The 12,251-nt window shown below is 56.1% G+C and carries 12 protein-coding genes; 8 read left to right on the top strand and 4 right to left on the bottom strand.

What is annotated here, in order from left to right:
* Positions 1-9: 9 nt before the first annotated feature.
* From G6L28_RS19165 to G6L28_RS19175, 3 genes are all read left to right on the top strand, one after another.
* Positions 10-1,899 carry a bifunctional sugar phosphate isomerase/epimerase/4-hydroxyphenylpyruvate dioxygenase family protein gene (locus G6L28_RS19165; protein ID WP_174065586.1) on the top strand — a complete coding sequence of 630 codons (1,890 nt, stop codon included), beginning with the start codon at positions 10-12 and terminating at the stop codon, positions 1,897-1,899.
* Between the two features lie 122 nt (positions 1,900-2,021).
* Positions 2,022-2,690, top strand: a complete 669-nt coding sequence (locus G6L28_RS19170; protein ID WP_425292693.1) for a GntR family transcriptional regulator — start codon at positions 2,022-2,024, stop codon at positions 2,688-2,690.
* A 3-nt stretch (positions 2,691-2,693) separates the two neighbouring features.
* A complete protein-coding gene (locus tag G6L28_RS19175) occupies positions 2,694-3,389 on the top strand; it encodes a GntR family transcriptional regulator (RefSeq protein ID WP_174065590.1) in 696 nt (231 codons plus the stop codon).
* 63 nt (positions 3,390-3,452) lie between these two features.
* Here the strand turns inward: G6L28_RS19175 and G6L28_RS19180 are convergent, their stop codons facing one another.
* The 3 genes from G6L28_RS19180 to G6L28_RS19190 are packed head-to-tail and all read right to left on the bottom strand — an operon-like array spanning position 3,453 to position 6,232.
* Positions 3,453-4,592, bottom strand: a complete 1,140-nt coding sequence (locus tag G6L28_RS19180; protein WP_174065592.1) for a mandelate racemase/muconate lactonizing enzyme family protein — start codon at positions 4,590-4,592, stop codon at positions 3,453-3,455.
* A gap of 10 nt (positions 4,593-4,602) precedes the next feature.
* Complete coding sequence (locus G6L28_RS19185) at positions 4,603-5,511, bottom strand: dihydrodipicolinate synthase family protein (RefSeq protein WP_174065836.1); 909 nt, start codon at positions 5,509-5,511, stop codon at positions 4,603-4,605.
* Positions 5,512-5,524: 13 nt separating this feature from the next.
* Positions 5,525-6,232, bottom strand: a complete 708-nt coding sequence (locus G6L28_RS19190) for a GntR family transcriptional regulator (protein WP_174065594.1) — start codon at positions 6,230-6,232, stop codon at positions 5,525-5,527.
* Between the two features lie 126 nt (positions 6,233-6,358).
* Here G6L28_RS19190 and G6L28_RS19195 point away from each other — a divergent pair, with 126 nt between their 5' ends.
* The 5 genes from G6L28_RS19195 to G6L28_RS19215 are packed head-to-tail and all read left to right on the top strand — an operon-like array spanning position 6,359 to position 11,569.
* Positions 6,359-7,954, top strand: a complete 1,596-nt coding sequence (locus G6L28_RS19195; protein ID WP_174065596.1) for an ABC transporter substrate-binding protein — start codon at positions 6,359-6,361, stop codon at positions 7,952-7,954.
* 24 nt (positions 7,955-7,978) lie between these two features.
* On the top strand, positions 7,979-9,040 hold the full coding sequence (locus tag G6L28_RS19200; protein ID WP_174065598.1) for an ABC transporter permease subunit: 1,062 nt from the start codon (positions 7,979-7,981) through the stop codon (positions 9,038-9,040).
* Positions 9,041-9,044: 4 nt separating this feature from the next.
* Positions 9,045-9,956, top strand: coding sequence for an ABC transporter permease (locus G6L28_RS19205; protein WP_174065600.1), 912 nt, complete (start codon positions 9,045-9,047; stop codon positions 9,954-9,956).
* Entirely contained in the window at positions 9,949-10,797 is an 849-nt protein-coding gene (locus tag G6L28_RS19210; RefSeq protein ID WP_174065602.1) for an ABC transporter ATP-binding protein, read from the top strand. The genes G6L28_RS19205 and G6L28_RS19210 overlap by 8 nt, the downstream gene beginning before the upstream one ends.
* A gap of 1 nt (position 10,798) precedes the next feature.
* Entirely contained in the window at positions 10,799-11,569 is a 771-nt protein-coding gene (locus tag G6L28_RS19215) for an ABC transporter ATP-binding protein (protein WP_174065603.1), read from the top strand.
* 64 nt (positions 11,570-11,633) lie between these two features.
* Here G6L28_RS19215 and G6L28_RS19220 read toward each other — a convergent pair whose 3' ends face one another.
* The gene (locus G6L28_RS19220) at positions 11,634-12,221 is read right to left on the bottom strand and encodes a TetR/AcrR family transcriptional regulator (protein ID WP_174065604.1); all 588 of its coding nucleotides are present in this window, start codon (positions 12,219-12,221) and stop codon (positions 11,634-11,636) included.
* Between the last annotated feature and the right edge of the window lie 30 nt (positions 12,222-12,251).

Consider the following 12,251-nt stretch of genomic DNA (forward strand, 5'->3'; position numbering starts at 1 on the left):
GAGCAAGATATGAAGACGTCGATCGCTACGGTTTCAATAAGCGGCGAGCTGCCAGAAAAGTTGAAGGCAATTGCGGCTGCGGGCTTCGACGGAGTAGAAATTTTCGAGAATGATTTTCTCGCTTTCGATGGCAGTCCTGTAGACGTTGGCAACATGGTGCGCGACCATGGACTCGAAATCACTCTCTTTCAGCCTTTCCGTGATTTTGAAGGAATGCCGGAGCCTTTGCGCAGCCGCGCCTTTGACCGCGCCGAGCGTAAATTCGACGTCATGCAACAGCTTGGCACGGATCTGGTGCTCGTCTGCTCCAACGTGTCTCCAGCTGCCCTCGGCGGTATTGATCGCGCTGCTGCAGATTTCCACGAGCTGGGAGAGCGTGCTGCGAAACGTGGCTTGAAAGTGGGTTTCGAGGCTCTCGCGTGGGGCCGCCATATCAACGATCATCGTGACGCCTGGGAAATCGTCCGGCGCGCCGATCATCCTAATATCGGGCTCATACTTGATAGTTTCCACACATTGTCGCGCAAAATCGACATCAATTCGATCCGCTCCATTCCAAAAGACAAGATCTTCATCGTGCAGATGGCGGATGCGCCGCTGATCGATATGGACCTTCTCTATTGGTCAAGACATTTTCGTAACATGCCCGGCGAAGGCGATTTGCCAGTGACTGAGTTCACCAGAGCGGTCGCGGCAACGGGCTATGACGGTTATCTGTCCCTTGAAATCTTCAACGACCAGTTTCGTGGCGGTTCTCCCAAAACAATTGCAGATGATGGCTACCGCTCCCTGATTTACCTGGGTGACCAGGTTCGCCGCAGTCCCGAGGCTGCGACCCTGACGGTGGCTGACATGCCGGATCGCGCTAAGGTGAGCGGTATCGGGTTCGTGGAGTTTTCCACCGACGAGGATGATGGCAAAGTACTCGCAGGTATTTTAACGACTCTCGGGTTTCGAAAGACCGCAGTTCACCGTTCAAAGAATGTAAGTCTTTTTGAGCAGGGAAACATTCGTCTTTTGCTGAACACTGATGACAGTGGCTTCGCCAACGCGTCCTTCGCTGTGCACGGTACATCCGCTTATGCGATGGCGATGATAGTCGATGATGCGGAAGAGGCACTGCGGCGTGCGGTTGCTCTGGGTGCCGAGCCATTCGAGCAGCCAGTGAGGGAAGACGAAATGAAAATTCCCGCCATCCGTGGTCTTGGAGGCGGGCTGATCTATTTCATTGATGGTAAAACTGCCCTTGGCAGATTTGCCGAAATCGATTTCAAACCTGTTTCTGAGGATGCAGACAACACAACTGCGCATCTGGCCCATATCGACCATGTGGCCCAGACCGTGGCTTATGACGAGATGCTGACGTGGCTGCTTTTCTACACGTCAATTTTTGAGGCCAGCAAGACGCCGATGGTGGACATCATCGATCCTGCCGGTGTGGTACGTAGCCAGGTCGTTGAAAATGCATCCGGCAGTCTGCGTCTCACGCTGAATGGAGCGGAAAACCGGCGCACATTGGCGGGGCATTTCATAGCAGAGAAATTCGGCTCCGGCATTCAGCATCTGGCTTTTCACACGGACGACATTTTCGCTACAGCAAACGCCTTGCGCGCCAATGGCTTCCGGCCTTTGCCCATCTCACCGAATTACTATGACGATCTGGAAGCCCGCTTCGGACTGGACCCGGAACTGGCAGAACGGCTGAAAGCCGACGATATTCTCTATGATAAAGACGAAAACGGGGAGTATTTTCAGCTATATAGCACGACTTTCGGCGAAGGCTTCTTCTTTGAGATCGTTCAACGGAGCGGCTATCGCGGCTACGGTGCCGCGAATGCAATATTCCGCATCGCTGCACTCAGAAAATCGCTGCGACCCGAAGGCGTGCCAAGGGTATAAGGAAAATTTCTGGAAATTCCCGTCAATCATCGTGGAACTCTCTTTTTCGTGATAGAGCTGCTTCGTGGGCATTCTCAAGAATGCATGACGATCTTAAAAATGTTTGAGATATGAGAATTTCATTGGATCAGCAGAGCGAAACCGTTGCCGAGAGCAGCTACAGGAAAATTCGAAGCGACATTATATTTGGCCGCCTTGCCCCTGCGCAAAAGCTGAAGCTCGAGAAGCTGAAGGAAACCTACGACACGAGTGTCAGCACCCTTCGGGAAGTGCTCAATCGGCTCGCGTCTGAAGGTCTCGTCCTTGCGGAAGGGCAGCGAGGTTTTCAGGTTACACCGATGTCATCCGTCGACCTAAGGGAGATTGCTGGCTTGAGGCTGCTGCTTGAAACACATGCATTAGAGCAATCCTTTGACTACGGGGATGTCGACTGGGAGGCGGATCTGGTCGCGGCCCACCACAAGCTGGCACGCATGGAAATCGTCATGGCGTCTGGAGAAACGGGGCAAACCGAGGAATGGAAACGTTATGACTGGGAATTCCATCAGGCGCTGATTTCCGCATGTGGGTCGAAGCTTTTGATGGAAACGCACGCAGCCGTGTTCGACAAGTACCTCCGCTACCAGATGGTCGCATTGTCGTATCGTGGCAAAATAGCCTCGGATGAGCATAAGCAGCTTTTGAACGCAGCACTCGGACGCGATAAGCAGGCCGCCAAAGCGATACTCGAGCGGCATATCAACGGTGGCGTGGAGCACGCCCTGTCCCTCCAATCGCCGCTTCAGGATTAAACGATGAGCGAGCATGGCCCCGGAGATCATCCACAAACGAGCCTGGTAGAAGGGGTAAGTGACGCCGTCTTCCGGCGTTTGCGGCAAGATATAATTCTCGGCGCGCTGCCGCCGGGATCCCGGATCCGGCTGGAACAGGCGCGCGAGCGCTACATGATCAGCATTTCTTCCCTGCGTGAAATTCTTTGCAGGCTATCGGCAGAAAATCTGGTTCTGGCAGAAGGGCAACGTGGATTTGAGGTAAGCCCTGTATCAGAGCAGGAGCTCGTGGAACTTGCCGATCTTAGAATAGTCCTCGAGTGTCACGCGATAGACCGAGCGTTCGCTTCTGGCGATCTGGAATGGGAAGGGCGCATCGTCGCCGCTCATCATCGATTGGCTGCGGCGGAACGAAAACTTCTTGCGGACAACAGTTCACGTGCCGCCGAGTGGGTCCGATATGACTGGGAGTTTCATAAATCGATAGTCTCGGCGTGTCATTCTGCGGTCCTCATGCAAAACCTGTCATCCGTGTTCGATCGCTTCCTTCGCTACCACATGCTTGCAGGCAGCTTTCGGGGCAAGGCGGTCGTGGACGATCACAAATTGCTGTTCGAGCACGCCCTCGCAAGAAACACAAAGTCCGCCAAGGCGATATTACGAAGCCACATTCAGAACGGCGTCGAGCACATCCTCAAGGACCGATCATTTCTTTCCTGAGGTTGCGCTAGAAGTCATTATGGCTGCGGCGCGTGCGCTCGCCGCAGCCATATGTGAGGCTTGTCACGGATAGGCCGTGGCACCGTCAGGCTTGCGGGTGATCTTTCGTTCCCAATGAACGTAATCATCCGACTGGAGTACCTTTTCGTCTATCTCCAGACCCCAGCCGGGGCGGTCTGGGCGTAGCTCCATGTGACCATCGACCGGCATATACGGATCGATAGCCCATGGTGCGTAAACATGGGGCTTGAACTCGAGCACTTTAAAGTTCGGCTGGGCAGCGCAGAAGTGGATGTTTACCGCCGTAGCAAGCGGACCCATGGGGTTGTGTGGGGCGATTGTTACATAATGCGCTTCGGCGATAGCTGCGATGCGGCGCATTTCGCTGACGCCGCCAACCACGCAGATATCCGGCTGGATGATATCGGCACCGCGAGCCGAAAGAAGCGACAGGAATTCAAAGCGAGAGTAAAGGGACTCGCCGGTCGCCAGTGGAACTGTAACCTTCGACTTCAGTTCTGCCCAGGCAGGGATATGTTCGGGCCGAATTGGCTCCTCGTAGAACAGAGGATCATTGGGCGCGATGGCGGCGGCAAGCTGTACGGCCTGGTAAGGCTCGAAAATCTTCGCGTGTGCATCGAAGGCGTACTCGAAATGAGACGGTGTAATTTCGCGAATCCTGCCGAACCAGTCACCGGTTTCCTTCACCAACTGGCCCCACCTGCCGGAATGAAGATCGCGGCGATAGGGGCTGAGTTTGAAGGCGGTATAACCGTATTTCTCGTTGAGTTCGATTGACTGGTCACGCGCTGCTTCCGGGTCCGGTGCCGTATAAACTCCGCAATAGACCTTGACTCGATCACGCACATTGCCGCCGAGCAGCATGTAGACCGGCAGCCCTGCGGCTTTGCCTGCAATATCCCAGAGCGCGTGGTCTATTGCCGAGATGGCAGCTAGGCCGAGCGCGCCCGGTGGAAAGCGGCATTGCTGATTGAGCTTGAGAACAAGAAATTCAACCCGGCGTGGATCTTCGCCCTCTATCTGATGAAAGAGATAATCGAGAAGCGGTGGCAGCGCCCAGTCCGGGCCGTGGTTGTAGCACTCGCCCCAGCCGGAAATGCCTTCGCTGGTTTCGATCTTGAGAAGCAGGCGCGGGCGTTCGTCCACGCGTTGCATGTAGGTCTTAAAGCCTGTGATATGCATTGAATATTCCTTAAGCCGCGCGGCTCTTTTCCGAGACGTTGTCCACAATGGCACGCAGTTCAGCGCGCTCGGCTTCCGTCAGTCTTTCGACGCCCGGTACACGGACCGGTCCGACATCCGTTCCAAGCATGCCGAGCGCTTCCTTGACCACCGTGACATTGGCACCGTTGAGATACTTCGTACGCAGTGCCTCGAAACCGGCGATGTCATCAATGAGCGCGCGTGCTGCTGCGTAGTCACCCTTCTCAAGCGACTGATGGATGGCATGTGAACGTTGCGGAAAGACATTGACGAGGCCGGACGTGAAGCCTCTGGCACCCATGGCGTAAAATGCGGGCGCCCAACCTTCGGCAAGCCCGCAGACCCAGATCGCCGGGGCGTCCTTCGTTGCCCGGATCACCTCGGACAGAAGCATGAGGTTGCCGGACGCGAACTTGATACCTGCAATATTTGGATGAAGGGCCAGCTTGCGAAAATCCGCAACGGAGAACGTGTCGCTCCGGACATAGGCGATCACGGGAACGGTGCTGGCATCGGCGAGTTCAAGGAAATACCGTGCCTGATAGCTTGGGCCAGCGAATGGGTCCATCGGGTGATGTCCCATGATCGCGTCGGCACCTTCTGCAATTGCAGTGCGTGCAAGAGCCTTGGCTTCGGTGAGGGAGCGACCGACAGCGGCGCTGACGAGGGACTTGCCCGCAGCAGCCTTGATTGTCGTGGCATGCACGGTCCGCACTTCATCCATTGTCAGGGTGAAGAACTCACCCGTGTTGCCAGCGGCCATCAAATTGTGGACCCGCGCGTGCGCGAGGCCCGTGATCAAGGCTGAAAGCTTGGCAGTATCCACGCCACCCTCAGCATTATAAGGGGTAACAGGTACGCCCGATATGCCCGTCAGGGCCTTGCGGATTTTTTCCATTGCCTCGGTCACGTCAGATATCCTTCGTCTTGAATACTATATTGAGGTAGGTCTCGCCGGAGCGCACCACGTGGTCGCGCATCACGCGTTCGGCGTTGTCACTATCGTTGGCTACGATCGCGGCAGCGATTGCAGTATGTTCTGCGAGCGCCTTGCCGCGTTCCAGCGGGTTTGAATGGATGATGCGGCGGATGCTGCCATCATAGAACTGCTGCCGTTCGATCATTCGCGACAGATACTGGCACCTCGATGCGATGTGGATTTGCTCATGAAACGTCTCGTTGAGCGAAATCAGATCGTCTGCCGCACCGTCTTCGGTCGCTTTTCGCATTAGCTCAGCGATCTCCTCCAGCTTCGCGGCCTCGGTCTTTTCGATCCGCTTAGCGGCAAGGTGAGCGATCATCGATTCCAGTGCGGCACGCGCCAGAATCATTTCCTCGGCCCAGCCTGCATTGAAGCGGATAAGAACGCCGCGGCGAGGCAGGGTTTCTACCAGGCCTTCTGTTTCAAGCTGCCGCAGTGCTTCCTTGATCGGCGTTGTGCTGACGCCAAGCTGTTCGGCGAGTTGGCGTTCATTGACCCTTTCATTCGGCGCAAATCGACCGGAAAGAATGGCTGTTCGCATACTCTTGTGAACGTGATCACGCAAAGTCGTCAAAAAACGCGCGTCGATCTTTTCCATGCGTTCTGCGCCAGCTTCTGCCGGGGCCTCATTTTGCATTTTCGAAAATTCCCGTTGACGACAAATATGTTTCGTGAGATCTGATATACCAGATTTCACATCGATGTCGATATGAAAATTTGCGCTCCGGGATGAGATCTGGGGCGTCAGGGAGGAGAAAAAACAATGAAAAGACGTAGTTTTTTGATGGCTTCAGCCATGGCTGCATCAATTCTCGCCATGCCGTTTGCAGCTTTGGCAGCAACGCCGAAGGACCAGCTGGTGATCGCCACCAACATGTCCTCCATGCGCGGTCTTGATCCCAATGAACTCAATCAGCTGGAGTCGGCGGAAATCGTCGCCAATCTTTATGAACGCCTGATTGTTCTTTCCGCCGATGACATCACCAAGCCGCAGCCGGGCATCGCCGAAAGCTGGACCGTGTCCGACGATGGAAAGACTTTCACCTTCAAGATACGTTCCGGGGTCAGCTTTCATTCCGGCAACGCACTGACAGCCAAGGATGTCGAGTGGTCGCTGCGCCGTCTGGTGAAGCTCGGGCTGGCGCCCTCGGTTGACCTTCGCCAATGGGGCATCACCGACAAGAATGTCGATGAGCTGATCAAGGCGAGCGATGATACGACGGTGGTGTTGCAGACGCCTGAAGTCTGGAACCCGAACCTGATCCTTTTCTCGCTTGCTAGTTTCTCGACCTCCATTCTGGACAGCAAGTTGCTGGCGGAAAACGAGAAGGACGGCGACATGGGCCGCCAGTACCTGCAAACCAACGATGCAGGCTCAGGCCCCTATACGCTGCGGACATGGCGCGTCAACGATCTCCTGATCTCCGAAGCATACAAAGACTATTGGCAGGGTGCGCCCAAGATGCGTCGGGTGGTGTTGCGCCACATGCCGGAATCGTCCGGCCAGCGCCTTCAGCTTGAAGCAGGTGACGTGGACGTGGCAACACGCCTTTCATCGACCGATCTTGCGGCGATAGAGACGGGTGGCAATGCCGATATCCAGAAGACGCCGGGCTTTGGCTTCTACTATCTCGCACTGAACCAGAAGGACGAGATACTGTCCAATCCAAAGGTTCGCGAGGCATTCCGCTATCTCATCGACTACGATGGCTTGGCCAGCACGGTGATGAAATATTACGGCATCAAGCAGCAGACGATCATTCCTGGCGGACTTCCCGGTGCCAGTACGGAAAATCCCTACAAGCTGGACATCGAAAAGGCCAAGCAACTTCTGGCGGAAGCTGGTTATCCCAACGGCTTCTCCAAGGTCTATTATGCGACACCCGTTACCCCGGAATACGAGGTAGCCCAGTCGCTACAGGCCAACGCCACCAAGGCCGGTATCAAGCTTGATCTGCAGGGCGGGGACCACATCGGCAAATTCCGCAATCGCGAGTTCGAAATATTTTCCGCGCGCACCGGCGAGCGCCTTCCAGACCCTCATGCGGTGCTGGCGTCTTACGCGACGAACCCGAACAATGCCGATGATGCAAAGCTTGCCGGCCTGATTGCCTGGCGCTCTGCCTGGGAAGTGCCGAAGGACATTCAGGACATGGTCACGGCTGCCGCGCATGAGACGGATCAGCAAAAGCGGACCGATCTCTACACGAAGATCAATAAGGCCTATCTGGAAGCCTCGCCTGCGCTCATCACATCGTTCCAGCGCACGGATGCCAAGGCGGTGCGCAAGGAGGTCAAGGGCTATGTCGGCCATTCGACCTGGCTCACCCGCTGGGACACCGTCTCGAAGAGTGACTAAGGCTTTCCTGTCGAGGAGAATAAGGTGAGTATCTCACAAACGTCTGAAAGCGCGTCGGCAAGCGGCCGTGCGGCGCTTGGCGCCCTTCGCAAGGTGACGGCATCATTTGCCGTCATCCTTACAACACTGCTTGGCCTACTCGTGATAACCTTCGTGGTTGGTCGCATGGTTCCTGCCGATCCGGTCATCGCCGTCATCGGCGATCAGGCCGATCACGAGACTTATGAGCGCGTCTACAAGGAGATGGGTCTCGATCAGCCGCTTTATGTGCAGTTCGCAACCTATCTCGGCAACGTCGCTCATCTGGATTTCGGGCAGTCGCACGTCACGAAAAATCCTGTCGCAAGCGATCTTGCCCGCGTCTTTCCGGCAACGCTGGAGCTTGCGACGCTGGCCACGATCATCGGTGCTGGTTTCGGCATTCCGCTTGGCATCATCTCCGCTGTCCGCAAAGGCACGTGGGTGGATCATGTTGCACGTGTCGTTGGACTGCTCGGACACTCGACCCCGATTTTCTGGCTCGGCACGATCGTCATCCTTATCTTCTATGCGAAGTTCGGCCTCATTCCCGGAAGCGGTCGGCTGGACGTCTATAATGAGGGGCTCGTCGAAGGCCCGACCAATTCCATCCTCATCGATTCCATTCTTGCGGGTGAGTGGGGAGTTTTCTGGGATGCCCTGCGCCATGTAGCCGCGCCCGCACTTATTCTTGGCTATGCGGCGATGGCTTATCTCAGCCGTATGAGCCGCAGCTTCATGCTGGAACAACTGCGACAGGAATACGTGCTGACTGCCAAGGCCAAGGGACTTGGACAGCGAGCAATCGTCTGGCGACACGCCTTTCGCAACATTCGTGTTCAGTTGCTGACGATTGTTGCCCTTGCCTATTGCGGCCTGCTCGATGGCACAGTGCTGATCGAAACGGTGTTCGCATGGCCGGGACTTGGACAATACCTGACGTCCGCTCTGTTTTTTGCGGACATGAATGCGGTGCTTGGCAGCGTACTCCTCATCGGCATCATTTCCATTGCCATCAATCTTCTATCGGACCTGACCTATCGGTTCCTAGACCCGCGTACCCGGTGACATCATGGCGACACGATATCTCAACGATTTGCACGAATGGCTGATCAACGAGGATTTTTCCTCCACCCGTCAGGCGCGATTGCATAAAGCCTATGTGCTCTGGCTCAACCTCATTGCCAATCCTCTGGCTTTCGGCGGCTTTCTGGTCGTCCTCATGTTGGTGCTGATCGCTCTCTTCGCGCCGCTGCTGGCCAATCACGATCCAGTCCTGCAGGATTTGACCATGGCGCTGAAGCCGCCATCGTCCGCGAACTGGTTCGGCACGGACGAATTTGGCCGGGACGTGTATTCCCGCCTTGTCTATGGCGCGCGCACGACGCTTTATATCAGCATCCTCGTTACGGTCATCGTCGCGCCAATCGGCTTTGCCATCGGTGCGACGGCGGGCTATCTCGGCGGCTGGGTCGATGTCGTCTTGATGCGCATCACCGATATTTTCCTGTCGTTTCCGAGTCTGGTTCTGGCTCTCGCCTTTTCGGCGGCGCTCGGTCCGGGCATCGAGAATGCGGTGATTGCGATTGCGCTGACCGTCTGGCCACCCATTGCCCGCCTCGCGCGTGCCGAAACGCTGACGTTCCGTGCTGCGGATTTCGTTGTTGCCGCGGAGTTGCAGGGCGCGGGAATGGGCCGAATTCTGTTTCGCCACATCGTGCCGCTTTGCGCGCCCTCTATCATCATCCGTCTGACGTTGAACATGTCGAGCGTCATCCTGACGGCTGCTGGCCTTGGCTTCCTTGGGCTCGGCGCTCAGCCGCCAATGCCGGAATGGGGCGCGATGGCGGCGTCCGGCCGGCAATATCTTCTCGATGCCTGGTGGCTGACGACAGTGCCCGGTATCGCCATTCTCACGGTCAGTCTCGCCTTCAACCTCCTCGGCGATGGACTGCGCGACATCATGGATCCACGCAATGCCTGAACAGTCCAAGCCGATCCTGTCGGTCAAGAACATGTCCGTGGAGTTTCCCACGCTGTCTGGCGTCGTAACCGCCGTCAAGAATGTCAGCTTCGACGTTGGACGCGAGAAAGTGGGTATTATCGGTGAATCCGGTTCCGGAAAAAGTACGACCGGACGCGCAATAATGCGCCTGCAACCGCACACGGCCCGCGTCGTGGCAGATGAAATGCGCTTTGAGGATGTCGATTTGCTCTCAGCCAGCGAAGCGGACATGCGCGCAATTCGTGGAAGCAGGATTTCGATGATCCTGCAGGACCCGAAATATTCGCTCAACCCCGTCATGACCGTGGGTGAGCAGATTGCAGAAACCGTCATTCTTCACGAGCGGCTGGGGAAGAAGGCAGCGCGGGAACGCACGCTGGCCATGCTAGAACGGGTCAACATCCGTGACCCGCACCGGGTCTTCAATCTCTATCCCCACGAAGTTTCCGGCGGCATGGGCCAGCGCATCATGATCTCGATGATGCTTATCTCGTCGCCTTCCCTGATCATAGCCGACGAGCCGACCTCCGCACTTGATGTTACGGTGCGCCAGCAGGTTCTCTCGATCCTCGATGACCTGATTACGGAAAGAAATATCGGCCTGATCTTCATTTCGCATGACCTGAACCTCGTGAAGAGTTTCTGCGACCGCGTCATCATCATGTATGCGGGCCGTATCGTGGAGACAATCGAAGCTTCCAGACTTGATGAGGCAACGCATCCTTACACACGCGGTCTCCTCGAAGCGCTTCCGAGTCTGGATCATCCCCGGGATCGTCTGGAGGTTCTGAAGCGTCAGGCAAACTGGACGGAGGTGTGACATGTCCATCATATCGGTGAAGGACCTCGCCGTTTCTTTCGGCAATGGCGCTGACTTCAAACAGGTCGTGAAAAGCGTTTCGTTCGACGTGGCACCCGGCGAAACATTCGGTCTGGTTGGCGAAAGCGGATGCGGAAAGTCGACCGTGCTCGGCGCTTTGGCAGGACGAATCAAAAAATGGGACGGCTCGGTTTCCATTGACGGAGATACCATTTTAGCGACGCGGTCCCGTGCGCAGCTTGCCAAGCAGCAGATGGTATTTCAGGACCCGTTCGGCTCCCTGCATCCGCGTCATACAATTGGGCGCACACTGCTTGAGCCCCTCGAAATCCACGGATTGGACCGTAGGCAAGAGCGTGTCGAGCAAGTGCTGCGCGATGTCGGTTTGCCACCCGGCTTTCGCCATCGCTTCCCGCACCAGCTCTCCGGCGGACAGCGCCAACGCGTCGCCATTGCCCGTGCGCTTATTCTGGAGCCGAAAATTCTCTTGCTCGATGAGCCGACCTCAGCGCTCGATGTCTCGATTCAGGCTGAAATACTCAATCTTTTGAAAGACCTGCGTGAACGGTCAAATCTGACATATATACTTGTCAGCCACGATATGGCGGTCATCGCGCATCTCTGCAACCGGGTGGCAGTCATGCAGGATGGTGTCTTCGTAGAGATCGCAACGCGTAGTCAGCTACTGGAGAACAATGTCGAGCACCCATACACAAGAACCTTGCTCGATGGGAGCAGAGGGTATGTGCCTGCGCGGCGGTTGATTGCATAGGTGACGTAAACTAAGAAGTCGCGAGAGGGGTGGGTTACGCTTCGCGACGACTTCCGAAACTCTTCTAGCGCGTGCTATCGCGACCAGCGATGCGCCGGACCTCGTTTGAAGCAGCATCGAGTACACTCGTCGAGAGATGTTCATCCTCAATGATTTTGGAAAGCGTCACCGCTCCCACCATCATCGACCATATGGCCATGGCCTTTTCGCTTCGAGCCAGACCGTCGCCTTCGCCAATAAATTCCGCCAGACGCTCGAAGCGCTCTCGAATGCCATCTTCAAAAGGGCGACGAACTTGAGGAGTTTGACGGGCGGCGTCCGATCCAAGAGACACGAGGGGACACCCTTCAGCCTGCTCTCCACAATGATCTTTCGAGAGATATAAGCTTATGATCGATTCAAGGGGATCGGAAGCGTCTGCTGTGGCATCAGACCATCTCCTTGTACTGCTATCGAGCGCGCGCTGTGATGCGAGTGCCGCAAGATCGTCCTTGGATTCGAACTGCTTATAGAACCCGCCCTGCGTCAGGCCGGCACCTTTCATCAGGTCTTTCAGACCGATCCCATCGAAACCATGCTCTCTAAACAACCGGCTCGCGACATCGATTACGCGTTCCCGATTTGCTTCTGCCTGTGCGCGGCTCACTCTCATGTGGACCTCCAGTTAGATTTCATTTGACAT

It is taken from the genome of Agrobacterium larrymoorei, from assembly GCF_013322225.1.
GTDB classification, from domain to species: Bacteria; Pseudomonadota; Alphaproteobacteria; order Rhizobiales; family Rhizobiaceae; genus Agrobacterium; species Agrobacterium larrymoorei_A.